At 64.2% G+C, this 24842-nt stretch carries 23 protein-coding genes; 7 read left to right on the top strand and 16 right to left on the bottom strand.

The genetic code is table 11. The features are described from left to right. The first annotated feature begins 107 nt into the window (after positions 1–107). Positions 108–1010 (top strand): LysR substrate-binding domain-containing protein, encoded by a 903-nt coding sequence (locus tag NKJ64_RS15845; protein ID WP_352462902.1) that lies wholly within the window; start codon positions 108–110, stop codon positions 1008–1010. Between the two features lie 97 nt (positions 1011–1107). On the opposite strand, the gene NKJ64_RS15840 is transcribed toward NKJ64_RS15845, so the two are convergent. The 3 genes from NKJ64_RS15840 to NKJ64_RS15830 form a co-directional block, all read right to left on the bottom strand. Beyond that, positions 1108–2016 carry a DMT family transporter gene (locus NKJ64_RS15840; RefSeq protein ID WP_023727358.1) on the bottom strand — a complete coding sequence of 303 codons (909 nt, stop codon included), beginning with the start codon at positions 2014–2016 and terminating at the stop codon, positions 1108–1110. Between the two features lie 51 nt (positions 2017–2067). After that, complete coding sequence (locus NKJ64_RS15835) at positions 2068–2955, bottom strand: DMT family transporter (protein ID WP_023689123.1); 888 nt, start codon at positions 2953–2955, stop codon at positions 2068–2070. A 149-nt stretch (positions 2956–3104) separates the two neighbouring features. Then, the gene (locus NKJ64_RS15830) at positions 3105–4610 is read right to left on the bottom strand and encodes a S10 family peptidase (protein WP_023752519.1); all 1506 of its coding nucleotides are present in this window, start codon (positions 4608–4610) and stop codon (positions 3105–3107) included. Between the two features lie 289 nt (positions 4611–4899). Between NKJ64_RS15830 and NKJ64_RS15825 the strand changes: the two genes are divergently transcribed. Then, the gene (locus NKJ64_RS15825; protein ID WP_023672710.1) at positions 4900–5406 is read left to right on the top strand and encodes an OsmC family protein; all 507 of its coding nucleotides are present in this window, start codon (positions 4900–4902) and stop codon (positions 5404–5406) included. Positions 5407–5559: 153 nt separating this feature from the next. Here the strand turns inward: NKJ64_RS15825 and NKJ64_RS15820 are convergent, their stop codons facing one another. From NKJ64_RS15820 to NKJ64_RS15760, 13 genes are all read right to left on the bottom strand, one after another. Further along, the gene (locus tag NKJ64_RS15820; protein ID WP_023689120.1) at positions 5560–5781 is read right to left on the bottom strand and encodes a hypothetical protein; all 222 of its coding nucleotides are present in this window, start codon (positions 5779–5781) and stop codon (positions 5560–5562) included. A gap of 135 nt (positions 5782–5916) precedes the next feature. After that, complete coding sequence (locus NKJ64_RS15815) at positions 5917–6546, bottom strand: hypothetical protein (RefSeq protein WP_023752520.1); 630 nt, start codon at positions 6544–6546, stop codon at positions 5917–5919. A gap of 77 nt (positions 6547–6623) precedes the next feature. After that, on the bottom strand, positions 6624–7379 hold the full coding sequence (locus NKJ64_RS15810; RefSeq protein ID WP_352462901.1) for an SDR family NAD(P)-dependent oxidoreductase: 756 nt from the start codon (positions 7377–7379) through the stop codon (positions 6624–6626). Positions 7380–7409: 30 nt separating this feature from the next. Next, positions 7410–8891: an amidophosphoribosyltransferase gene (gene purF, locus NKJ64_RS15805; RefSeq protein WP_352462900.1), complete on the bottom strand. Its 1482-nt coding sequence runs from the start codon at positions 8889–8891 to the stop codon at positions 7410–7412. 108 nt (positions 8892–8999) lie between these two features. Then, the gene (locus tag NKJ64_RS15800; RefSeq protein WP_023747919.1) at positions 9000–9671 is read right to left on the bottom strand and encodes a CvpA family protein; all 672 of its coding nucleotides are present in this window, start codon (positions 9669–9671) and stop codon (positions 9000–9002) included. A 48-nt stretch (positions 9672–9719) separates the two neighbouring features. Then, on the bottom strand, positions 9720–11123 hold the full coding sequence (gene radA, locus NKJ64_RS15795) for a DNA repair protein RadA (RefSeq protein ID WP_023672716.1): 1404 nt from the start codon (positions 11121–11123) through the stop codon (positions 9720–9722). 230 nt (positions 11124–11353) lie between these two features. Beyond that, entirely contained in the window at positions 11354–12847 is a 1494-nt protein-coding gene (locus tag NKJ64_RS15790) for a replicative DNA helicase (RefSeq protein WP_023672717.1), read from the bottom strand. 220 nt (positions 12848–13067) lie between these two features. Further along, positions 13068–14045: a small ribosomal subunit Rsm22 family protein gene (locus tag NKJ64_RS15785; protein WP_352462899.1), complete on the bottom strand. Its 978-nt coding sequence runs from the start codon at positions 14043–14045 to the stop codon at positions 13068–13070. Between the two features lie 157 nt (positions 14046–14202). Continuing rightward, complete coding sequence (locus NKJ64_RS15780; RefSeq protein ID WP_023672720.1) at positions 14203–15552, bottom strand: cyclopropane fatty acid synthase; 1350 nt, start codon at positions 15550–15552, stop codon at positions 14203–14205. Positions 15553–15738: 186 nt separating this feature from the next. Continuing rightward, on the bottom strand, positions 15739–16326 hold the full coding sequence (gene rplI / locus NKJ64_RS15775; protein WP_023672721.1) for a 50S ribosomal protein L9: 588 nt from the start codon (positions 16324–16326) through the stop codon (positions 15739–15741). A 265-nt stretch (positions 16327–16591) separates the two neighbouring features. Beyond that, positions 16592–16840 (bottom strand): 30S ribosomal protein S18, encoded by a 249-nt coding sequence (gene rpsR / locus NKJ64_RS15770; RefSeq protein ID WP_006203718.1) that lies wholly within the window; start codon positions 16838–16840, stop codon positions 16592–16594. Next, on the bottom strand, positions 16840–17340 hold the full coding sequence (gene rpsF / locus NKJ64_RS15765) for a 30S ribosomal protein S6 (RefSeq protein ID WP_023672722.1): 501 nt from the start codon (positions 17338–17340) through the stop codon (positions 16840–16842). Before rpsF ends, rpsR begins: the two co-directional genes overlap by 1 nt. 312 nt (positions 17341–17652) lie before the next feature. Beyond that, positions 17653–19611, bottom strand: coding sequence for an LTA synthase family protein (locus NKJ64_RS15760; protein ID WP_031196569.1), 1959 nt, complete (start codon positions 19609–19611; stop codon positions 17653–17655). A gap of 247 nt (positions 19612–19858) precedes the next feature. Here NKJ64_RS15760 and fabD point away from each other — a divergent pair, with 247 nt between their 5' ends. From fabD to mltG, 5 genes are all read left to right on the top strand, one after another. Beyond that, on the top strand, positions 19859–20806 hold the full coding sequence (gene fabD, locus NKJ64_RS15755; protein ID WP_023705360.1) for an ACP S-malonyltransferase: 948 nt from the start codon (positions 19859–19861) through the stop codon (positions 20804–20806). Between the two features lie 60 nt (positions 20807–20866). Then, a complete protein-coding gene (gene fabG / locus NKJ64_RS15750) occupies positions 20867–21604 on the top strand; it encodes a 3-oxoacyl-[acyl-carrier-protein] reductase (protein ID WP_352462898.1) in 738 nt (245 codons plus the stop codon). Positions 21605–21803: 199 nt separating this feature from the next. After that, positions 21804–22040, top strand: coding sequence for an acyl carrier protein (locus NKJ64_RS15745; protein ID WP_006203723.1), 237 nt, complete (start codon positions 21804–21806; stop codon positions 22038–22040). 34 nt (positions 22041–22074) lie between these two features. Next, positions 22075–23337, top strand: a complete 1263-nt coding sequence (gene fabF / locus NKJ64_RS15740) for a beta-ketoacyl-ACP synthase II (protein WP_023685687.1) — start codon at positions 22075–22077, stop codon at positions 23335–23337. Between the two features lie 202 nt (positions 23338–23539). Then, positions 23540–24796: an endolytic transglycosylase MltG gene (mltG, locus tag NKJ64_RS15735; protein ID WP_352462897.1), complete on the top strand. Its 1257-nt coding sequence runs from the start codon at positions 23540–23542 to the stop codon at positions 24794–24796. The last annotated feature ends 46 nt before the right edge of the window (positions 24797–24842 follow it).

Raw genomic sequence — 24842 nt, 5'->3', positions numbered from 1 at the left:
TCTCCTTCGTTTGAGCGGCGTCTGTTTGCCGTTGGAGAGACAATGCCATCATCTTGGAATCAAAAAAATCGAATTGTTTCGAACAAAAGGTTCTGTATTATCGAATTATGCAGGCGCTCGATCCCGATCTGCTCAAAACCTTCCTTGCCTTTGTCGATGGCGGCTCGCTGGCTCAGGCTGCGTCTGCTGTCGGCCGCTCGCCCTCGGCGGTGACCGCGCAGATGCAGCGTCTGGAGGAGATCGTCGGCGAACCGCTGCTGGTGGCGCAGGGGCGCGGGCGCGGGCTGACGCCGGCCGGCGAGGATCTTGTCGGTCATGCCCGCCGCATTCTTGCCGTGCACAGCGAGGCCTGGCTGGCGCTCAAGGGCGCGCGTGCCGCTGGTCGCGTCGCCATCGGCACGACACAGGATTTCGCCGATAGCGGCCTGCCGGAGCTGCTGCGCGCCTTCGCGACCAGCCATCCGCGCGTCAGGGTCGAACTCCGCGTTGGCCGTTCGGCCGAGCTTGGCGAGGCGCTGCAGGCCGGGCAGCTCGATCTGGCCATTGTCATGCGCAAGACGCCGGCCAATGACGAAGTCGGGCTGTTCAGTGAGCCGATGCTGTGGCTGTGCTCGCAAAAAAGGGCTTGCCGTGCGGGAAGAGGAATTGCCGCTGGCGCTGCTCGACCCCTATTGCGGCTTTCGCGAAGCAGCACTCGCGGCCCTCGATGCTGCCGGCCGCCGCTACCGCATTGCCGCCGGCAGCGCCAGCCTTGCCGGCTTGCGCACGGCGGTCAATGCCGGCATCGCGCTGACCTTGCGCACCGCCCGCTTTGCCCATTCAGGCATTGCCGAAGCACCGCGCGAATTCGCCCTGCCGCCGGTGCCGACAGCGCAATTCGCGATAAAACTCGGCCAGGGCGCCGAGCGGCCGGCGCGCGATCTTGCCATCCTGCTCAGCGACAACCTCGCCTTGCCCGGCTTTGCCGGCTGATGTCCAAAGAAAAAGCCGACCTTTACGGTCGGCTTTGAGGAGGACGGGTCGAGGGGTTTGGGGGGACTTGGGGGGTGACCCGTCGCACCATAAAACTGCCTGATCCGCATGATGGTTCCATGACTTGGAAAATAATTATTGGGTTGCCGCACTTTTTCTCGCGGCCAGCCAGTCGCGCCCCGCATGGGCGAAAACCGCGCACAGTACTATGGCGCCGCCGATCAGGCTGGCGGCCGGCGCGATCTCGCCGAGGAACAGGAAGGCGAACAGGATCGCAAACGGCACTTCGGCGGCACCGAGAAGGCCGGACTCGGGCGCAGGGATCAGCCGCGAGCCTTCCGTCCACAGGATCGACGCCGCCGCAAACGATCCTCCGAAGGCGACGAGCAGCACGGCGTCGCGAGCAGAAATCGCCAGGGGGTCGGTGACGAACCAGCCGAGCACGAACAGCAGAAGCGCCGAGACTGCGCCCGCCCACACCACCGGCGTGTCGCGGAAGGCGCGCACCATGATCATGTAGAGCGCGCTGCCGGCGGTCATCAGCAGCGCGAGCCCATCGCCAAACAGATGACCGCTGCCGAAGCCGGAGCCGACCATCATCGCCACGCCGCACAGCGAAACGGCGGCGGCGGCAAGCGTCTGCGCCCGGAACGGCTCGCGCACCAGCACGAAGGCGAGCAGCGCGGTGATGAAGGGCGCGGTGGCGTAGATGACCGCGACATTGGCGACATAGGTGAATTTGAACGCCGAGATGAAGGCGATGCTGGCCGCGGCGCCCTCGAGGGCCAGCAACCAGCCGCGCCAGCCAAGCCGCAAGCTTTCCCGCCCGCCGGAGCGGCGCCGGCGCCACAGCACATAGAAGGTGATCAGGATCGCGCCGACAAAGCCGCGCCAGCAAGTGATGGTCAGCGGGTCGGCGTGGATCGATTTGGTCAGCACGCCGGTCAGGGCGAAGAAAGCCGCCGAGGCCGCCACCAGCATGATGCCGAGCGTACGATCGGCAGCGGTATCTGTGGTGCCTGGGCCGTCGAGCGCTTCCGTCATCTCAGCAGCCTATCCGTCTTCTCCTGCCACCATGCTGTCAGCACGGGGTACTCATAGCCGCTTGCGGAAATGCTCGTTGCCGATGATCAGCAGGCCGGCGCCGACGATCAACGCCGCCCCCAGAAACACCTCGCGACGCGGCACGTCGCCCCAGATCGCAAAGCCGAGCCCGAAGGCCCAGACCAATGAGGTGTATTCGAACGGCGCCACGATCGACACCGGCGCCCGCTTCATGCCTTCGAACAGCATAAATTGCGCCACGCCGCCGAGCGCGCCGACGCTGATCAAAAGCAGCAACTGGCGCCAGTCCGGCATCTGCCAGACCAACAGCGCCGGCACCGTGGAAAACACCAGGAAGTAGAAATTGTTGAGCACAAGCTGGATCAGCGTGCGCTCGGCCAGCGCCGTCTTGCGCAACAGCACCACGGCAATGCCCCACAGCACTGCCGCAGCCAGTACCAAGAGCATCGGCACGGACAAGCCGAGACGAGTGGGATCACAGGCGATGAAGACGCCGACGAAGCCGATGAACACCGCCAGCCAGCGCAACAGCGGCACCTTTTCGCCAAGCATCACCACCGACAGCACGGTGACGATGATCGGGGCGGCGTAATAGATGGTGGTGAGTTCGGCCAGCTGCAGGGAGCGGGCCGCGTTGTAGTAGCAGAGCCAGGCGCCGAGCGTGAAGGCGCTGCGCACCAGCATCGGCCGCACGATGGGCGAGCGCATTGTGTCGGCAAAGATGGGCGGTCCGCCGATTGCAGCACAGCCGATAAGCACAGCGATCGAGCGGAAGAACATGATCTGCCAGACGCTGATGCCGACGACCAGAAGCTTGATCGCGGCGTCCTGCGTCGAAAACAGGAAATAGGCGCAGCCGGTGAACAGGATGCCGGCAAGCACCCTTTCGCGGGTTTCCAGAATGGCAATATCGGCCATGCGGCGTGTCCGGCGCTGTCAAGAGGACGAAGAAGAAGCCTGCCCCAATCAGGCTCCCATTGCAGGCTACACGGGCGAAAGCCTGCGGGGCGCTACGCCAGTGGCAAGCTTGCGTTGGCGCAGCCTGGCCGACAGCGTGGGCACGCCGTTCACTGTGTTGCCTGGTAGAGCTCCGAAGCGGCCTCCTTCAGGGCGCGCCGGCCGCCCGGCCTGAGATACATCATGTGGCCGCCCTCGATGACGTCGAGACGGATGGGTTTTGCCCCGCCGAGCGTCGGGATTTGGCTCACCAGATAGCGTGAGGCCAGATAGGGAGTGACCAGATCGGTGTCGCCGTTGACGATCACCACGCCGAGCCCCGGGTTGAGCGAGCGCGCCCGCTGCAGATCGTCCATCACCCCGGCATAGCCTTGCCGCGAGCCGCCATAGTCCCAGGCGTGGGTCACATCGCCATTGAGCAACCTGTAGCTGACATCGGTGCGAAAATTCAGCTCGTCGCGCGCATAACCGACAAAGGCCGAGGTCAGCGCCGGCACGCTGCGGTCGAGCACCGGATCTGGGCCGGCGCTGCGGGCGCTCTCCGGGGCGATGTCGCTGGTGGCGATGGTGCCGTCATACGGGCTGAGCACTTTGCCACTGGGGCGCTGGAATTCGCGCGCGAACAGGGCGGTCGGGATGCGGGCGAAATTGCGTTGCACGAGGTCGAGCGGCAGGCCGGTGATCTCGGCCACGCGCTGGCTGGCCAGCCGCCCACCCTGTTCCAGCCCGCCGGCCAGAGCGGTGAGGTAGTCACCCATAGCATAGTGTTCGACCTCGGCGAGCTTTTCGCGCAGCGCCTCGCCGCTGAGGCCTTCGCTGCGCAGGCGCACCGCCGCCAGCGAGGGCAGTTCCAGCGCCCAATGCAGTGGCTGGAATTCGTCGGGCAGCACCAGCGTGAACTCCAGTGCAGGCGAGATCAGCACGATGCCGTTGGGGCTCAGGCCGACATCTTCCTGCAGGGTCCTGGCGAGAAGTGCCGCGCGGAACCCGCCATAGCTTTCGCCGGCAAGGAAGAGCGGCGATCCGGTGCGGCCGTTCTGGGCGAGATAGAGCCGGATGAAAGCGCCGATCGAACTGGCGTCCTGGCTGACGCCCCAAAAATCTTTTGTGTCCTGGCCGGGGGCCTCGCGGCTGTAGCCGGTGCCGACCGGATCGACGAAGACGAGGTCGGTCATGTCGAGCCAGCTGTCGGGATTGTCGATCAGCTTTTGCGGCGGCGGCAGGAATTGGCCATCGGCGCCGGTCGCGACGACACGCGGGCCGAGTGCGCCGAGATGCAGATAGGCGGATGCCGCGCCCGGGCCGCCATTGAAGACGAAGGTGATGGGGCGAGCCTTCTCCGCGCCCGCCAGTGGCGGCAGCGTATAGGCGACATAGAAGATTTCCGCGGTGACCTCGCCCTTGCCGGATAGCAGTGACAGCGTGCCGGCCTTAGCCTGATAGTCCAGCTTGCGCCCGGCAATGGTGATTGAATGGCTGGTCGTCTGCGGTGCCGGCAGCAGCGACAGCACGCCGCCTGCCGGTGCGGGGCGCTCGGGCGTTTCGGCGACGACTGGCTGCGCGAAGGCTGCAAGCACCAACAGGGTAAGCGAGATCAGTTTCAGCTTGAACGGCATGATGCCTCCGCGGGAATGACTCTGCTTAGGTATGGCTCGGGCGGTCGAAGTCAAAGTAACTCTTCGCGAGCTAGCGTTCCTTCACGCCCCCTCTGTCCTGCCGGACATCCCCCACAGGGATGGAGATTGGATGTCGCGACCGCCTTCGCTAATCGCCGGCGTAGAAAGCGCCATCGGCGAAGCTGCAGATCTCCCCCCTGTGGGGAGGTGGCCGGCAGGCAGAGGGGGGCGCTGTCTCGCCGGCATATCAGTGCTATCAAAGCGCGACGGACTCGAAAAGGAATGCAACATGGACGCCACCGCACTCAAGGCCATGCAGGCACCGATCAAGGAGGCTTATCGCGACGATTCCTCGCGAGCGCTGATCACGCTTCGCGCCAAAGGCTCCATCGACGACCAGTCGATTGCCTGCAAGGTCGAGACGGGCAGGGCGCTGGCGGTCGCCGGCCTGCATCCGGCGACCGGCGGTTCCGGGCTCGAATTGTGTTCGGGCGATATGCTTTTGGAGGCGCTGGTGGCGTGCGCCGGCGTGACGCTGAAGGCAGTGGCGACGGCGCTGGAATTCAGGCTTGGCGCAGCCACCGTCGAGGCCGAAGGCGATCTCGACTTTCGCGGCACGCTGGGCGTGGCCAAGGACGCCCCCGTGGGCTTTCGCGCCATCCGGCTGAATTTCAACCTCGACACGGATGAGCCGCAGGCGCGCATCGATTCGCTCATCAAGCTGACCGAACGCTATTGCGTGGTGTTCCAGACCATCAACAGCAAGCCGGAGCTGACGGTGAGTGCGCGCGCCTGATCTCCCCCCTTGAGGGGGAGATGTCGCCGAAGGCGACAGAGGGGGTCGGGCCGACTGGACGCGACGCCCTTTGTGCGGAAGGAGGTTGGCACTCTACGCGAGGCGACCCCCTCTGGCCTGCCGGCCATCTCCCCCTCGAGGGGGGAGATTGCGCTACTGCGCAGCAGGCTCTTCCGCGTCGCCCTCATCGGTAAACGGCGAGGCGCTCGGCACGCAGTTGACCGCCCAGCCGGCCGGCGTCGGCTGCTTCTGATATTCGGTAATCGCGTTTGTGCACTGTTCGCGGGTGTCGAAGGTGCTGGGCAGCACCACCATGCCGCCTTGCGGGCCGGCGATCACCAGGTACCAGACCAATGCTACGCTGGGAGCAGCCATGGGAATTCCTCGCTTTGCTGAGTGTCGGAGTCGGGTCGACCCTAGCAACTCCCGGCTGATGGCGAAAGCAGGGCGAGCGGGGAGGGACCTGCCGGATCATCACAGACCCGTGAACGAACCGCTCCCAGACGTCTCTCAGTTCGTCGCAAAGCAGTAGAACAGGCCGTCGCCGCCGGTGCCTTTCAGCGCCTCCTGGCTGCAGCCGCCGCGCGAGGCATGCGAGGAGTTCCAGGATTTCGCCGCCGCCGACTCATCAAGGCCGGTGCGGTCGTGATGGCCCATCATCGCCGCGCCCTCCGCGCCGCTCAAGGTCCAGTCGCCGCAGGTCTGGTCGGCGAGCTTGGTGCCGTCAGGCTTCGAGCCGGTCAATATGTCGTGCCGGTTCGGCTTGTCGCCGCGGCCATTGACCACTTGGCCCTTCTCGGTCAGCGCCGTCTGCTTGTTGATGGCGTTGGCGTTGCTGTGCAGCGAGGCGACGTCATCGGCAATCTTCTCGCCCTTGGCGTTGACCCAGGGACCCTTGCCGATACGGTCGCGCGCATCGACATTGGCGCTCGAGAGATAGGCGTGCCATTCCTTGCCGGTAACCCCAGCCGCTTCCGCCAGCGAGGCGCAATGCGCGTCGGCACCCTTGAGACCGCCGAGATCGGCGCCCTTGCCGGAACCGACGCTGGTGACGAAGAAACTCATCTTGGCGTCTTGCGCCAGCGCCACCCCGGCTGTGGCGGCAATCGCGGCGGCGGCAACGAGAAGAAGTCTACGCATGTCGGTCCTCCGGTTTCGAATGTCCTACATTCGAAGAAACGTAACTGGAGGCCTGTTTAATCCCGCTACAACCCGGTTTATTCCGGCTGCCGGTAGGCGACGAAGCGGTTGTTCTTGACCTGGAAGATCAGCCCCGTCTCTTTCATCTCGGGGCTCGCCAGCGGCACGATGCGTTTTGCCACCTCTGACGGGTGCGGCAGCGTTTCCGGATCCTCGCCGGGCGCGGCCTGCGCACGCATGGCGGTGCGGGTGGCGCCGGGGTCGACGGCATTGACGCGGAGCGGCAGGCTCTGCGTCTCATGCGCCCAGGAACGCGTCATGGCTTCCACCGCCGCCTTCGACGCCGCATAGGGCGCCCAGAAGGCGCGCGCCGAATGCGCGGAGCTGGAGGACATGAGAATGGCGCGGCCGGCGTCGGACAGCCTGAGCAGCGGGTCGACCGAGCGGATCAGCCGCCAGGTCGAGGTGACATTGATGGTCATTACCTTCTCGAAGGTTTTGGCCTCGACATGGCCGATCGGCGAGATGACGCCGAGCACGCCGGCATTGGCCACCAGAATGTCGAGCTTGCCCCAACGCTCGTGAATGGCCCCGCCCAACCGGTCGATGCCGGCCATGTCTGAGAGGTCGAGAGGCACCAGCGTCGCTTCGCCCTTGCCGGTTTTCACACGTTCGGCCTTGATCTGGTCATCGAGTTCTTCCAGCCCGCCGACGGTCCGGGCAACCGCAATGACATGGGCGCCAGCGGCGGCAAGTTCCCTGGCGATGAAGTAGCCGATGCCGCGCGAGGCGCCGGTAACGACCGCGACGCGGCCGGAGAGGTCGAGGGTCATGCGAGCGCTTTCAAGGATAGCAGTTGGGCTTTACGCCCCGCTGTTCGCCAGCAGCGACAGCGTGCGCACATTGTCGTGGCCTTCGAAGTCGAGCAGGCGGGTCGGGTACTGGCCGGTGAAACAGGCGTCGCAGAATTGCGGCTGCTCATTGTCGCGGCTGGCTTCGCCGACGGCGCGGTAGAGCCCGTCAATGGTGAGGAAGCCGAGCGAATCGACACGGATGAACTCGGCCATTTCCTCGATCGACATGCGCGATGCCAAAAGCTTCGACTTCTCCGGCGTGTCGACGCCGTAGAAGCACGACGCGCTGGTCGGCGGCGAGGCGATGCGCATATGCACTTCCTTGGCGCCGGCGTCGCGCACCATCTGCACGATTTTCTGGCTGGTGGTGCCGCGCACGATCGAATCGTCGACCAACACCACGCGCTTGCCCTCGATCATCCGGCGGTTGGCGTTGTGCTTGAGCTTGACGCCCATATGGCGGATCGAATCGCCGGGCTGGATGAAGGTTCGGCCGACATAGTGGTTGCGGATGATACCGAGTTCGAAGGGGATGCCTGCCGCCTGGGAGAAGCCGATTGCCGCCGGCGTGCCGGAATCCGGCACCGGCACGACGATATCGGCCTCGACCGGGCTTTCCTGCGCCAATTCGGCGCCGATACGCTTGCGCACTTCGTAGACATTGCGGCCTTCGACCGAGGAGTCCGGGCGGGCGAAATAGACATATTCGAAGATGCAGAAGCGGGTCTTCTGCGGCTCGAAGGGGAACAGGCTCTCGATGCCCTTCGAGGTCACCACGACCATTTCGCCGGGCTTCAGGTCGCGCACGAAGCGGGCGCCGATAATGTCGAGCGCGCAGGTTTCGGAGGCCAGGATCCAGGCGCCGTCGAGGTCGCCGAGCACCAGCGGGCGGATGCCGAGCGGATCGCGGCAGCCGATCATCTTCTTGGAGGTCATCGCGACCAGCGAGAAAGCGCCTTCGACCTGACGCACGGCGTCGATGAAGCGCGAATTCAAATCGCGTTCCTTACTGGTGGCAACGAGATGCAGCAGCGTCTCGGTGTCGGAGGTCGACGAGAAGATCGCGCCCTGCTTCTGCAGCGCGCGCTGCACGGTCATGGCGTTGGTGAGATTGCCGTTATGGGCGACGGCAAAGCCGCCATCGGCGAGTTCGGCGAAGAAGGGCTGGATGTTGCGCATGCCGGCGCCGCCGGTCGTGGCATAGCGCGTGTGGCCGATGGCACGGTTGCCTTGCAGGCTGTCGATGACGTGCTGCTTGGTGAAGGTGTCGCCGATCAGGCCGACATGGCGTTCGACATGGAACTGCGTGCCGTCATAGGAGACGATGCCGGCCGCTTCCTGGCCGCGATGCTGCAGCGCATGCAGGCCTAGCGTTACGATGGCCGCAGCGTCCTGCCGGCCGAAAATGCCGAACACCCCGCATTCGTCGTGGAAATGATCGTCTGCTTCGGCGGAAAGCACGTCGTCCGCGTCTGCCTTCGAAACTGCCATGGGGCTCAAGCTCCGCTAAAATGGCCATATAGTGCGATAGCGCCGCGAAAGCAACGTAGTCAGGCCGGAACTGCCGGGATGGCGCCTGTCCGGCACCATCCGTCCGTATCAGTTTGCCGGCGCGGCCGGAGCCGGAGCCGGAGCAGCGGGCGCGGGTGCGTTATCGGCCGGAGCGTCGGTCTCGTCGTCGGGCGCCGGCGTATCGTCACCGGTTGCCGGAGCATCCGCCGCCGGTGCATCGGCCGCCGGAGGCGTCTCGGCTGCCGGCTGATTCGGATTGAGCTTCTTCAGGATGGCGTTTTCCGGATCTTCGGGCAGCAGGCTTTCCAGCTTGGCGCCGATGGTCTCGAGCAGCGGCTTCGACTTGGCGTTGGCGATCCAGGCAGGGGCCTTGGCGCCGGCCAGCCAGTTGAAGAACAGCAGCGCCACGGCGACGACGAGGACGCCGCGCGCGGCGCCATAGAGGAAGCCCAGCGTACGGTCGAGCGCGCCGATCCTGGAATCGATGATCCAGTCGGCAAGCTTCATGGTGATGACGGAAACGACGATCAGCGCGATGAGGAAGACGATGCCGGCGGATGCCGCCATGGCGATCTTGTCGCTTTCGACATAGGGCTGAACGTAAGGCAGCACCGGCTTGTAGAAGAAGAATGCCGCCGCGGCGGCAGCCGCCCAGGACACGACGGACAGGATTTCGCGTGACAGGCCGCGAACCATGGCGAGCATCGCCGAGACCAGGGTGAAGCCGACGAGAATTCCGTCCAGCAGCGTAATCGGCATGTCTTTCGCCCCACTCAGATTGTCTTTTCACGGCTCGGGCGAGCCGCGTCAATCTTCCACGTCGACACGGCTGCGCCGTGAGCCGGCTATGCGTGCGACGAGATCGGCAAGTTCGGTCGGCTGGAAAGCGCCGGCCCCGATCCCCCCGACAACCTCCTCGCTGCCCAAGGGCAGAACCGCACTTCCAAAACCCAGCTTTTCGGCCTCTTTAAGGCGCTGCTGCGCATGCGCAACCGGCCTCACTGCGCCCGACAGGCTGATTTCGCCGAAATAGACGCAATCGGCGGGAAGGGCAAGACCGGTGAGCGACGAAACCAGTGCAGCGGCAACCGCCAGATCGGCCGCCGGCTCGGAAATCCGGTAGCCGCCGGCGACGTTGAGGTAGACATCGTGGGTGCCGAAGCGCACGCCGCAATGGGCTTCGAGCACGGCAAGGATCATCGACAGCCGTGCGCCGTCCCAGCCGACGACGGCACGGCGCGGCGTGCCCAATGTGGACGGCGCCACCAGCGCCTGGATCTCGACCAGCACCGGACGTGTGCCTTCCATGCCGGCAAATACCGCGGCACCCGGCGATTTTGCGTGGCGTTCGCCGAGGAACAGCTCCGACGGATTGGCGACCTCGCGCAAGCCCTTGTCCGACATCTCGAAGACGCCGATCTCGTCGGTCGGCCCAAAACGGTTCTTCACCGTGCGCAGGATGCGGTAGTGATGGCCGCCTTCGCCTTCGAAATAGAGAACGGCGTCGACCATGTGCTCGACGACGCGCGGACCGGCGATCTGGCCTTCCTTGGTGACATGGCCGACCAGCACGATGGCAGCACCGGTGGATTTGGCGTAGCGGATCATCGCTTGCGCCGAGGCGCGCACCTGGGTGACGGTGCCGGGCGCCGAGTCGGCCATGTCGGTCCACAGCGTCTGGATGGAATCGAGGATGACGAGGTCCGGCCTTCTGCCATCGGCTATTGTTGCCAGGATATCCTCGACATTGGTCTCGGCGGCAAGTTCGACCGGCGTGTCGGCGACGCCAAGCCGCTGCGCCCGCAGCCGGATCTGCGCGACAGCCTCTTCGCCCGAGACATAGACGATGCGGTGGCCTTTTGATGCCAATGCTGCTGCGGCCTGGGTAAGCAGCGTCGACTTGCCGATGCCGGGATCGCCGCCGACCAGCAGCGCCGAGCCGCGCACGAAACCGCCGCCGGTGGCGCGGTCGAGTTCGCCAATGCCGGAGATGATCCGAGGCGCATCCTCGATGTCACCGGACAGGCTGGTCAGCACCACGGCGCGGCCCTTGCGCGCATTTCGCGTGTTGGCCGGTCCCGAGCCGATGCCGCCGGACGTGCCTTCCTCGACGAGTGTGTTCCACTCGCCGCAGGCATCGCATTTACCGGCCCAGCGCTGATGCACCGACCCGCAATTCTGGCAGATGAACTGGACGCGCGATTTAGCCATGGAGTGATGCTGCCTGCAAATGACCGAAGGAGGGTGATCCTGCACACCCCTCTCTGTCCTGCCGGACATCTCCCCCGCAAGGGGGGAGATTGGCTATCGTCGCTGCTTTCGCCAATCGCCAACGTCGCAAGATGAGCGCCATCCGCAAAGCTGCTGATCTGCCCCCTTGCGGGGGAGATGGCCGGCAGGCCAGAGGGGGGTGTGACGGAGCGCTGCGGTAGGCCAAAAAGCTACTCGAACCTCTCCGCAATATGATGCTCTTCGGCGAGGTCGGAAAACCGTGTGAACTCGCCATGGAAGGCGAGGCTCACCGAACCTGTCGGGCCGTGGCGCTGCTTGGCGACGATGACTTCGGCCTTGCCGCGCATCTCGTTCATCTCGTGTTCCCACTTGATGTATTCGTCGGTGCCGGGCTTCGGTTCGCGGTTCTTCAGATAATATTCCTCGCGGTAGACGAACATCACCACGTCGGCGTCCTGCTCGATCGAGCCGGATTCGCGAAGATCGGACAGCTGGGGGCGTTTGTCTTCGCGGCTTTCGACCTGACGCGACAGCTGCGACAGCGCGATGATCGGAACGGAGAGTTCCTTGGCCAGCGCCTTGAGGCCGGTGGTGATCTCGGTGATTTCCTGCACCCGGTTCTGCGACGATTTCGCGCTCGACCCCTGCATCAGCTGGATATAGTCGATGACGATGAGGTCGAGGCCGCGCTGACGCTTCAGCCGCCGCGCCCGCGCCGACAGCTGCGCGATCGAGATACCGCCGGTCTGGTCGATGAACAGCGGGATCTTCTGCATGGTCTGCGAGCAGGCGACCAGCTTTTCGAAATCCATCTCTGAAATCTCGCCGCGGCGGATTTTTGACGACGAAATTTCCGTCTGTTCGGAAATGATGCGGGTGGCGAGCTGCTCGGACGACATTTCCAGCGAGAAGAAGCCGACGACGCCGCCATTGGCTGCCTTGAACGAGCCGTCGGCCTGCTGCGCCGGCTCATACATCTCGGCGATGTTGAAGGCGATGTTGGTGGCGAGCGATGTCTTGCCCATGCCCGGACGGCCGGCAATGATGATCAGATCCGACGCCTGCAGGCCACCCATGCGGCGGTCGAGGTCGCGCATGCCGGTGGCGAGGCCCGACAAATGGCCGTCGCGCATATAGGCGGCGTTGGCCATGTCGACGGCGGTCTTGACCGCATCGGTGAAGCTTTCGAAGCCGCCATCGTAACGGCCGGTTTCGGCCAGTTCGAACAGCCGCCGCTCGGCATCCTCGATCTGTTCGGACGGCGCCATGTCGACCGGCGCGTCATAGGCGATGTTGACCATGTCCTCGCCGACGGTGATCAGCGCGCGGCGCGTGGCCAGATCGTAGATGGCGCGGCCATAGTCGGTGGCGTTGACGACGGTGACGGCTTCGACCGCCAGACGAACCACATATTGCGCCACCGTCATGTCGCCGACCTTCTCGTCGGCCGGCAGGAAGGTTTTCAGTGTGATCGGCGTCGCCACCTTGCCCATGCGGATGAGCTCGGCCGCGACCTCGAAGATTTTCCGGTGCAGCGGCTCGTAGAAATGGCCGGCCTTGAGGAAGTCGGAGACGCGGTAGAAGGCATCGTTGTTGACGAGGATGGCGCCGAGCAGCGCCTGCTCGGCCTCGATGTTGTTCGGCGCTTCACGATAAAGCGGTTGCTGCTCCGCCACGCCGAATTTTCGCGCTGCCTCTGCCATGATGTCCCCGATTTTGATCCCGGCTTCTCGATATCAGAACGAGATAAATCGGTGCTGACCTTTCTGCATCACCGCACGACCAATCAACCTCGATGCCCGTTGTTCACAGGGGCGGCAAACCGTCCACAGAAGAGTGTTTCCGCGCCCCGATTCCGGTTGACTCAGAAAGGCGCTGACTTTTATCCGAGTCGTTGGAACAGAGCAAGAACAATCTCGGTGATTATCCGCTTCTTCCGTCCAGTGTATCGCCCCAGTCCAGCCGCCGCGCTGCCTTGAACAGCTCGCCCTCGCGCTTGGTGAAAAGTGTCTCGCCGGCGCCGCCATCCGGCTGGCACAGTTTGAGCAGCACCTTGCCGGAGCCCGATTTCGGCGGCGCAATCACGCGGGGCGGATGTACAGGCGCGGGTTGCCGCGACGCCGCGACGTAGATGAATTTCTCGTCCTCCCACGGCACGTCCGCGTCTTTGGCCAGGCGATGAAGGCGCGAGCGGGCGACGCGGCGCGAAAAATGGCACCAGTCGGGCGGCTCAAGCGGGCAGGGCGCCTCATGCGGACAAGGCGCCAGCACATGCGCCCCGGCCTCCAGCAATTGCCTGCGCACTGCCAGGATGCGCTGCCAGCCTGCCGGTGTGCCGGGCTCGACGATCAGCAGTGTGTCGCCGGTCAAATGCCAGAGCCGGCCGACAAGCTTCGGCAGCGATGCCGGCGCGATCTCGTCCAGCACATAGGCGCAGGTGACGAGGTCGGCAGGCTTGAGATCGGCAAGGTCGATGGTCACGTCGCCGGCGCGCCAGTCCATCCTGGTGGCGATGGTATCAAGGGCGAGCGACTGGCCAACCTTGCGCACCGCGGCGCTTGCTTCAACCAGAACCGCCTCTTCGAGGTCGGGCCACAGGTCTGTAGCGGCCCAAAGCACCGTGCCAGGACCGGCGCCGACATCGAGCAAGCTCGTTGGCTGGAAATCGGGCCGCGCATAGGCGAGTTCGTCGAGACCGGCCCGTACCGCCGCGTAGGTCGCCGGCAGCCGCGTCGCCAGATAGGCTTTTACCGCCATCTCTTCGGCCATGTGCAGGCGGCCGTCGCGCAATTCGGCGCGGTAGCGGTCAGACAGCGTCTTCGCCGCCTGGCGCAGCACCGCCAGCGGTATCGTTTCGAACAGGCGCTGGACGCCTTGTCGCAGCGAGGCGGGGAGTTCCACGCTCAGGCTCCGCGTGGCGCGAGCACCGAGGCGCCGGCGAACTCGACAAGGGTGGTGGCGATGGTGGGCAGGCAGGTCATTAAAAAAGGTCTCGCGAGAACGAGACCTTTTTCAGTGTCAGAGCCGTCAATGGCAAGCGGCAATCGCAATCGAGGCGTTATTCGCGATCCGCCACCTTGCGACGGCGCGCTGGCTTGGCCGCAACGGACCTGACAGCAACGGACCTGGCAGGCACAGACCTGGCGACAGCAGGCTCGGCGGCCGCCGCCTCCTGACGATGCCCCATTTCGCGCATTTCGAGCGCCTTTTCACATTTGGCCATGTAGTCGCGCGTCATCGGCAGCGTGTCGTTCTTCTTGGCGATCTGGATCTGGAAGATGACCAGATCCTGCCAGCGGAAGGCGGCTTCCGAAGCCGCCAGATAGAACTCCCACATCCTGCAGAAGCGCTCGTCATAGATGGCCTTGGCCTTGTCGCGGTTGGCGGCAAAGCGCTGGCCCCAATGCTTCAGCGTATCGGCATAGTGCAGCCGCAGAATCTCGATGTCGGTGACCACAAGCCCCGACTTCTCGATCGCCGGCATCACCTCCGACAGCGAGGGAATGTAGCCGCCCGGAAAAATGTACTTGCGGATAAAGGCGCTGGTCGCCCACGGCACGCCGGAGCGGCCGATCGTGTGCAAGAGCATGACGCCGTCGGGCTTCAACAGCGTCGCCGACTTGTCGAAGAAGGTTCGGAAGTGGTTGACGCCGACATGCTCGAACATGCCGACCGAGACGATGCGGTCGAAGCGTTCGTTGAGTTCGCGGTAGTCCTTGAGGTCGAAATGCACGCGGTCCTGCAAGCCTTGCGCATGCGCCCGGTCGGTGGCGACGCCGTGCTGCTCGGTCGACAGCGTCACGCCTTGCACGTCGACATCGAAAGCCTTGGCGAGATAGAGGCCGAGCCCACCCCAGCCGGAGCCGATATCGAGCACGGTCTGGCCGGCCTTCAGCCTGAGCTTGGCGGCGATATGGCGTTTCTTGGCCATCTGCGCCTCGTCGAGCGTCATGTCCGGCTGTTCGAAGTAGGCGCAGGAATACTGCATGTCGTCGTCGAGGAAGAGCCGGTAGAGGTCACCCGACAAATCATAGTGGCGCTGCACGTTGCGGCGCGCCCGTGATGCGGTGTTGATCTGCTGCAGGCGGCGAAAGGCGTGGCGCAGACCCTCGATGGCCTTCGACCAGGTGGCGTCGATACCGCCACTGCCCATGTTCTGGAAGGCGATGCGCATCATACCCAGTACGCCGCCCTCGATGATGTCGAGTTCGCCGTCCATATAGGCTTCCGGCACGGCCAGCATCGGATCGAAGGTAATGGCGCGCTCGGCATGCGCGGTCTTGATGTGCATATGCACCGGCTCGCCGCTGCCGTCGCCGAAAACCACTGTCGAGCCCTTCGGGCCGGTGACTTTCAGATTGCCCGTACGCACTAGGCGGTCGAGAACGCGCTTCAACAGAATATTCATCACCAAATGTCCCCTCACGGTCAGACTGGCGGACCAATTCTGCAACAATATATAGGGGTTCGAAAAGTTCCATTTGGCACAAAAATGCCCGGGCGAGAGGCCCGGGCATTGGTCCAGAAAGGCTGGATCACGAGGAAGTGATTGGAGCGCTGCTCCCCTTGCTTCCCGATCAGGCCCCGTGCGGGATCAGGCGTTGTCTTCTTCGCCGCCTTCGAACTCGGTGTTCGGGTCGAAGAAGTTCTCCGGCCGTGCGTTGTCGTTGATGTCATCGCCATAGATGGCTTCGGCGGTGGTCAGCGTCTCGCCCTTGGCCTGGCGCTCGGCTTCGTCGGCCGTGCGGGCGATGTTGAGGCTGATGGTGACCTCGACTTCCGGATGCAGCGCAATCGCCACATTGGTGACGCCGATAGTCTTGATCGGCTGGTTGAGCTGGATCTGGTTGCGGTTGACCGAGAACCCTTCGGCGGTCAGCAGGTCGGCGATGTCGCGGGTCGACACCGAACCGTAGAGCTGGCCTGTCTCGCCGGCCGAACGTACGGCGATGAAGCTCTTGCCGTCGAGCTTTTCGGCAACCTGGCTGGCTTCCGACTTGCGCTCGAGGTTGCGGGCTTCGAGCTGCGCGCGCTGCCCTTCGAACTTCTTCTTGTTGGCTTCGTTGGCGCGCAGCGCCTTGCCCTGCGGCAAGAGGAAGTTGCGGGCAAAGCCGTCCTTGACCTTGACGGTATCACCCATCTGGCCGAGGCGGGAAACGCGTTCGAGAAGAATCACTTGCATGGTCTTGTTCCTTCGTCTGGCACCGACCGCGGGATCGGCGCCGAATTGAATGGAACAGGTCAGGAAGCTCTGAGCGCCTTGGCGCCGGTGTCGCTGTCCTGCCTGTCGCGGCAGTTAGAGGCTTTTCAGCTCAACTCGGGATTTCAATGCATGTCGCCAAAAGTGGTCCCGGTTTTGGGACAACGACATGCATCATCAAATTACCCCTGCGGCGCCCGTCGCCGTGGGAGAAGGAAGCAGGCGGCGAACCGCCCGCTCGAAAGTCTTAGCGAACCACGTAGGGCAGCAGGCCGAGGAAGCGGGCGCGCTTGATCGCCTTGGCGAGTTCGCGCTGCTTCTTCTGGCTGACGGCGGTGATGCGCGACGGCACGATCTTGCCGCGCTCGGAAATGTAGCGCTGCAGAAGACGCACGTCCTTGTAGTCGATCTTGGGCGCGTTGGCGCCGGAGAACGGGCAGGTCTTGCGGCGGCGATGGAACGGGCGCCGGGTCGGGATCTGATTGATGTCGACCATTATTCTGCACCTCCTTCAACGCCTTCGCGCGGACGGCGCGGACCACGATCGCCACCGGCGTCGCCAAATGAGCGCGGCGGACGATCGCCACGGTCGCCGCGATCACGGTCGCCGAACGAGCGCGGACCACGATCACCACGGTCGCGGTCGCCGAAGCCGCCGCGTTCCGAGCGCTCTTCGCGCTTCTGCATCATGGCCGACGGGCCTTCCTCATGCGCCTCGACCTTGACGGTCAGGAAACGCAGCACGTCCTCGGACAGGCCCATCTGGCGCTCCATCTCGTTGAGCGCTGCCGGCGGGCAGTTGAGGTCCATAAGCGTGTAGTAAGCCTTCCGGTTCTTGTTGACCCGGTAGGTGAGGGACTTCAGTCCCCAGTTCTCGACCCGGCCGACGGACCCGCCATTTGCGGAGATGACGCCCTTGTACTGTTCGACAAGCGCATCGACCTGCTGCTGCGAGAGGTCCTGCCGGGCAAGGAACACATGTTCGTATAGAGCCATAGTGGTTCAGTGCCTTTCTTCGTTTCTCTCCCGGATCCTCGCGGCAAAAGCCTCTGCAACTTCTCTGACCCGCTGATCCCGAAGGGGCGGGGAAGAAAGGAGCATTTCGAGACGGTCGAGAGCGGAGACACGGGAGGCGGAAGCGCTTCTGGCTTCACACGAAGGTTTTGGGTAAAACCTCCGGCCCTCCGTTCAGCCCCCAGCAAGGACCGGCAGATTGCGGGCGTCTATATAGCAATTTGGCTGGAAGGCAAGGGTAACGCATGCTCCGGACAGCGTCCTGGCGTCGCAGGGTTGGATAAAGACCAGGCATCAACTCGTATGCGGGGTACCACCGTTGATCGTTTCGGGGAAGAAGTCCGGAGCCGCCTTACGCTTGCCGAACATCATGTCGTATTGCAGCAAGCGGTAATCGTTGATCGCCGGATCAACGTCCTTCTGCCGCGCCCAGTCCGGCGTGGCCTCACCTGACGGTGTCAAAAGCAGATTGCGGTCGACGACGCGATAGCGTTCGCGCAGCGCGCCCAGGAAGCCGGTGTAGTAGGGGTGCGTGATCCCGGCCGTTGTCAGGATGTGGTAGGGCAGGAAGGCCGGGCTCACGGCGCCCATATCCTGCGCCGGACCGGTGCGGTTAGACCAGATGACCAGCGGCGTCTGATGATGCTCCAGTGCCGCCGCCGGCGTCGGTTCCTTGCGCGGCGCGACATTGTCCTTCAGGTAACCGGTTTCGACATAGACGGGGCCGAGCGGCGGCAGATGGTCGCCGAAGAAGGCGATGACCGTCGGCCGGTCGCGCTTCTTCGCCCATTCGATCAGCCGCTCGAGGCCGCGATCGGCATCGGCGGAGCCTTCGGCATAGCTGAGCAGCGATTCCCGCGCCCATGTGCTGATCGGCGCCGCGACCTTGTGGGTCGGATTGTAATAGCGGTACGGCTCGTAGGGACCGTGGTTCTGCAGGCTGACGGCGAAGAAGAACACCGGCCGCTCGCTGGCGTCGGCCTCTGCGATGATCTCGTCGGTCATCGAGGCATCGGAAGCCAGCGGCCCGCGCTTTTCCAGTGGCGGCAGCGTCTCTTCCGAGCGGAAATCGTTGAAGCCGAAATCGGCATAGACGGCGCCCCTGTTCCAGAACCAGTTGGTGCCCGGATGGATGGCGCGCGCCCGGTAGCCCTCGCTTTTCAGGAAGGTCGCCAGCGACGGCGTCGGCGTGCGCACATATTGCTGGTAGGGGATCGAGCCCGCCGGCAGGAAGGCATTGGAAAAGCCGGTCAGCGCCTCGAATTCGATGTTGGCGGTCATGCCGCCGAATTCCGGCGAAAACATATAGCCGGAACGCAGCGCCCTCACATTGGGGATCGGGTCAGGCGTGATTGTGACGCCGGGCAGCTTGGTCGGATCCCAGAAAGATTCGCTCATCACCACGATGATGTCGGGTTTCTCATCCGGTACCGAGGCCGCCACAGCAGGCCTGTCGATCGCGTCGATCGCCTTGTCGGAATAGCCCGCCGGCGCCGAGACATGCGCCATCGGCACGTTGAGCGCGAAGGCCAGCGCAAACCCGTTGGAGGCGTAGTTCTCCTTCTGGTCCCACATGATCGGGATGATCTGCAGCCGGTCGCGGGTCCACGAGAAGGTGGCGTAGTCCATGATCGAGACGAAGAAGGCGAGCAGCGGCACTGCCAGCGTCAGCCGCGCCAGCCGCCCTTTGCGGCTGAGGATCGGAACCTTGCGGCGCCACAACCGCCAGCCATAGATCAGCAGCGACAGGCCGGCGACGATGCCGACCGCCATGGCGAGCGCCGTCCAGGGCCGTTCGCGCACCAGGAGCGGCATCAGTGCCATGATCTGGCGCGAATAAAGAAAATCGGTTGGGTAGAGCGGATCGCCGAGATAATGCGACTTCTGATGCCCGACAAAGGCCAGCGCCAGCGTCAGCGGCGCCACGATCATCAGGCTCTGGTGACTGCGGCCAAGCACGGCGTCCAGTCCCATCAGCACCAATGCAAAGACAATGATGGTGGTCCAGCCCGGCTTGAATGGCTGCAGGAAGAAGTCGACCGTGCCGAAGAAGTCGCCGCGCACGATCCATTCGATGGCGAACACCAGGATGGCGGAGGCAAGCAGCGTGACCAGACCGTAGCGGATGACCGGCCATCTGCGCCCCGGCAGGTAGCCGGTGGACGGATCGTCTTCCAAGAACTGTGGCGCGGGTACGGTCGCGCCCTTCCTGATCCTAGCCACGTCTCTTCCCCCGGCCCAAGCAACGCGCATTTCCACTCGCGCCACCGTTCTGTCATAGAACTGTCATGCAAAAGCTAGCGCCTGTGGCGAAAATAAGAAGAGCCAGCAAACGATTCGTGAGCGGTTTTCATCAGGTGTGATCGGCAAAAAGCCTTTGGGAACAGGGACTCGAGGTCAGCTCCGGTTCAAGCGAGAGCCGAAATGCCGCCTTCGGGCTTGACTTGGCGGTCCGCCTTGCGTCACAGGCAGGAAAAATCAGCCGCTGGAGAGCGCCCAAATGGCCGTCGCATTCACCTTTCCGGGACAGGGCAGCCAGGCTGTCGGCATGGGCAAGGACCTCGCCGACGCCTTCCCCGAGGCACGCAGGGTGTTCGAGGAAGTCGATGATGCGCTGGGCGAAAAGCTGTCGAAACTGATCTGGGAAGGCCCGGAAGAGGCGCTGACCCTGACTGCCAATGCCCAGCCGGCGCTGATGGCGGTCTCGCTGGCGGGAATCCGCTCGCTGGAAGCGCGCGGCTTTTCGCTGAAGGACAAGGTTGCCTACGTTGCCGGTCATTCGCTCGGCGAATATTCCGCCCTTGCCGCGGCCGGTTTCGTTTCGGTCGCCGATGCCGCCCGGCTGCTGCGCATCCGCGGCAACGCCATGCAGGCGGCGGTGCCGGCCGGCGAGGGCGCCATGGCGGCGATCATCGGACTGGAACAGCCCGACGTCGAAGCCGCTTGCACCGAGGCCGCAACGGGATCCGGCAAGGTCTGCCAGATCGCCAACGACAATGGCGGCGGCCAGCTGGTGATCTCCGGCGCCAGGGCGGCGGTGGAACTCGCCGCGAAACTGTGCACCGAAAAGGGCGCCAAGCGGGCGCTGATGCTGCAGGTCTCCGCACCCTTCCATTCGGCGCTGATGGCGCCGGCGGCCGATGTCATGCGCGAGGCGCTGGCCGGCGTGACCAAGAATGCACCGGTGGTGCCCGTCGTCTCCAACGTCACTGTAGTCCCGACCAGCGACCCCGACGAGATCGCGCGCCGCCTGGTCGAGCAGATCACCGGCCGCGTGCGCTGGCGCGAAACGGTGGAGTGGTTCGGCGCCAATGGCGTCGCCACGCTCTTTGAGATCGGCGCCGGCAAGGTGCTTTCCGGCCTGGCGCGGCGGATCAGCCGCGACATCGCCACATCGGCCGTCGGCACGCCGGCCGATGTCGAGGCGGCGCTGGCCGCGCTTGCATAATCCACTGGCGATTCAACCCCTCCCGTGGGAAGGGTGTTCTCTTAAGATCAGGAGACGAAAATGTTCGAACTGACCGGCCGCAAGGCGCTCGTCACCGGCGCATCGGGCGGCATTGGCGAGGCGATTGCCCGGGTGCTGCATGCGCAAGGCGCCATTGTCGGCTTGCACGGCACCCGCGTCGAGAAACTGGAGACCCTGGCCGGCGAACTCGGCGACCGGGTAAAGCTGTTCCCGGCCAATCTTGCCGACCGTGACGAGGTCAAGGCGCTTGGCCAGAAGGCCGAAGCCGAACTCGAAGGCGTCGACATACTGGTCAACAATGCCGGCATCACCAAGGACGGCCTGTTCGTGCGCATGGCGGACGCGGATTGGGACAGCGTGCTGGAGGTGAACCTCACCGCCGTGTTCCGGCTGACCCGCGAGCTGACCCATCCGATGATGCGCCGCCGCTATGGCCGCATCATCAACATCACCTCGGTGGTCGGCGTCACCGGCAACCCAGGCCAGACCAATTATTGCGCCTCCAAGGCCGGCATGATCGGCTTTTCCAAGTCGCTGGCGCAGGAGATCGCCACCCGCAACATCACCGTCAACTGCGTCGCCCCGGGCTTCATCGAATCGGCCATGACCGACAAGCTCAACGACAAGCAGAAAGACGCGATCATGGCGGCGATCCCGACGCGCCGCATGGGCACGAGTGTTGAAGTGGCGTCGGCCGTCGCCTATCTCGCCTCCAACGAAGCCGCCTACGTCACCGGCCAGACCATCCACGTCAACGGCGGCATGGCGATGATTTGACGGGACAGGGTCGGCTTGTGAAAAGAGACCATTTCGCCTTGGACCTTAGCCAATTTTCGTGTAATGCGGCCCGCAACCCGGCGGTTCGGGCAAAAACCGGTCCGGCACCGTTGCGTTTCCGGCAGGACCATCTTTCAGCTTGATTAGCGGCATTCTGCCCGCTAACGAAGACAGACAAACAAAAGACGAGGATGCCCAAATGAGTGACACCGCAGAGCGCGTCAAGAAGATCGTCATCGAACATCTTGGCGTCGATGCCGACAAGGTGACGGAGCAGGCGAGCTTCATCGATGATCTGGGCGCGGACAGCCTCGACACGGTCGAACTCGTCATGGCGTTCGAAGAAGAGTTCGGCGTCGAGATTCCGGACGATGCGGCCGAGACCATCCTGACCGTCGGCGATGCCGTGAAGTACATCGACAAGGCTTCGGCCTGACGCTATCCGCAGTCATCACCGGGGAGGACCTGCGATGAGGCGTGTCGTCGTCACGGGCCTCGGCCTGGTTTCACCGTTCGGCATGGGCTTCGAGCACAGCTGGAAGGAACTGCTGACCGGCCGCAGCGCCGCCAAGCGCGTCACCGAGTTCGAAGTGGAAGATCTTGCCTGCAAGATCGCCCACGTCATTCCGCGCGGTGACGGCACCAACGGCACGCTCAATCCCGAAGCCGTGCTCGAGCCCAAGGAACTGCGCAAGATCGGCGACTTCATCCTTTACGGGATTGCGGCCGCCGACGAAGCGCTGAAGGATTCCGGCTGGGAGCCCAGCACCGAAGCCGAGCGCTGCGCCACCGGCGTCATGATCGGCTCCGGCATTGGCGGCCTCGAGGGCATCGCCGAGAACGCTATCATCCTGAAAGAGCGCGGACCGCGCCGTATCAGTCCATTCTTCATTCCCGGCAACATTATCAACCTGGTATCTGGCCAGGTATCGATCCGGCATGGGCTGAAAGGCCCCAACCACGCCGTCGTCACCGCCTGCTCGACCGGCGCGCACGCCATTGGCGATGCCGCCCGGCTGATCATCTTCGGCGATGCCGACGTGATGCTGGCCGGCGGCGCGGAATCGCCGGTGACCAGACTATCGCTTGCCGGCTTCGCTGCTTGCCGGGCACTGTCCACCGACCGCAACGACACGCCTGAGAAGGCCTCGCGTCCCTATGACCGCGACCGTGACGGCTTCGTCATGGGCGAGGGCGCCGGGGTCGTCGTGCTGGAAGAACTCGAACACGCCAAGGCGCGCGGCGCCAAGATCTATGCCGAGGTCACCGGCTACGGCCTGACCGGCGATGCCTATCACATCACTGCACCGGCCGAAGACGGCGACGGCGCCTTCCGCTGCATGACGGCGGCGCTGAACCGGGCCAAGCTGACGCCCGCCGACGTCGACTACATCAACGCGCACGGCACCTCGACCATGGCCGACACGATCGAACTCGGCGCCGTCGAGCGGCTGGTCGGCAACGCCGCCTCGAAAATCTCGATGTCATCGACCAAGTCGTCGATCGGCCATCTCCTGGGTGCCGCGGGCGCCGCCGAGGCGATCTTTTCGATCCTCGCTATCAGAGACAACATCGCGCCAGCCACCATCAATCTTGACAACCCGGAACGCGAAACCGCGATCGATCTTGTTCCGAACACGCCACGGCATCGCCAGGTCGACGTGGCGCTGTCCAACTCCTTCGGCTTCGGCGGCACCAACGCTTCGCTGGTATTCCAGCGTTATACAGGCTGATTGCGGTATCGACCGGCGCGCCAGCGGTCTGTCGTCAATTTTGCCATATTCAAGCCTACTCTGCCGCTGGGGATTCGTCGCATCGGCCTGAAACCGAAGGCGCTTTTTTTAAAAGCACGATGCGTAGGCTTGAAATGTTAGGGCACGCTGTGCGTCCAATCGGGCGCATGGTCGCTCTAAGAGATCAGATGGTAGGGCGCTAATGAACACCAATCCGGGCGGCAGCGGACAATTCGGACAAAACCAGCAGACCGGCCCGATCGTGCCGAAGACCGCGGCCGAAGCTTTGCGCCCGGAAGCCGGCACACCACCACCAAAGCGCTCGCGCGCCTCGCGCAGCCAAGTCGTCGTGTTCATGAACTTCGTCATCTCCGCGGTGATGTTGATGATCCTCGCCGCCGGCGTTTCGCTCTATTTCGGCAAGCAGGCATTCAACGAACCGGGCCCGTCGGCGGCCGGCGACACCTTCCTGGTCAAGCCGAGCACCGGCGTCCAGGATATTGCCGACCAGCTCGAACGGCGTGGGCTGATCAGCGATGCCCGCATCTTCCGCATCGCCGTGCGGGTCTATGGCAATGATTCAGCGCTGAAGGCAGGCGAATACGAGATAAAGCCGCGCGCCTCCATGCGCGACATCATGGAGCTTCTGAAGAGCGGCAAGTCGGTGATGTATTCGCTGACCATTCCCGAGGGCCTGACGGTCGAGCAGGCGCTGCAGCGCATCGCCGAGCAGGATGCGCTGACCGGCGACATGCCGGCCGCCAAGCCGGCTGAGGGCAGCCTCGCCACCGACACGCTGCGCTTTACCCGCGGCGCCACGCGCCAACAGATGGTCGACAAGCTGCTCGCCGACCAGAAGAAGCTGGTCGACGAGGTCTGGCAGCGGCGCGCGCCCGACCTGCCTCTGGCCAATGTCGACGACTTCGTCACCTTGGCCTCGATCGTCGAAAAGGAAACCGGCCGGGGCGACGAGCGCTCGCGCGTTGCCGCCGTCTTCCTCAACCGTCTGGCCAAGGGCATGCGGCTGCAATCCGATCCGACCATCATTTACGGCCTGTTCGGCGGCAAGGGCAAACCCGCCGACCGGCCGATTTATCAATCTGACATCCAGAAACAGACGCCTTACAACACCTATCTGATCAATGGCCTGCCGCCGACGCCGATCGCCAATCCCGGCCGCGCCGCGCTCGAAGCCGTCGCCAACCCGTCGAAGACCGATGATCTCTATTTCGTCGCCGACGGCACCGGCGGCCACGTCTTTGCCACCACGCTTGCCGAGCACAATGAGAACGTTGCCCGCTATCGGGCACTGCAGAAGAAGCAGGCTGAAGACGCCGCCAAGGGCGCCAAGACTCCGGGCCAGACCGATGCGCCGGCGGATGGCGACGACAACGGTGACGCAAGTGGCGATGCCGCCGGTGACAGCGGTGATGCCGGCGATACGGGTGCCGCCCAGTAGCAGGCCGGCGCTTTCAGACGGATCGACCTTAAGCGATGCGGACAGA

Source organism: Mesorhizobium sp. M0062 (genome assembly GCF_040323125.1).
GTDB lineage: Bacteria > Pseudomonadota > Alphaproteobacteria > Rhizobiales > Rhizobiaceae > Mesorhizobium.
This window is presented reverse-complemented; position numbering and strand designations above follow the sequence as displayed.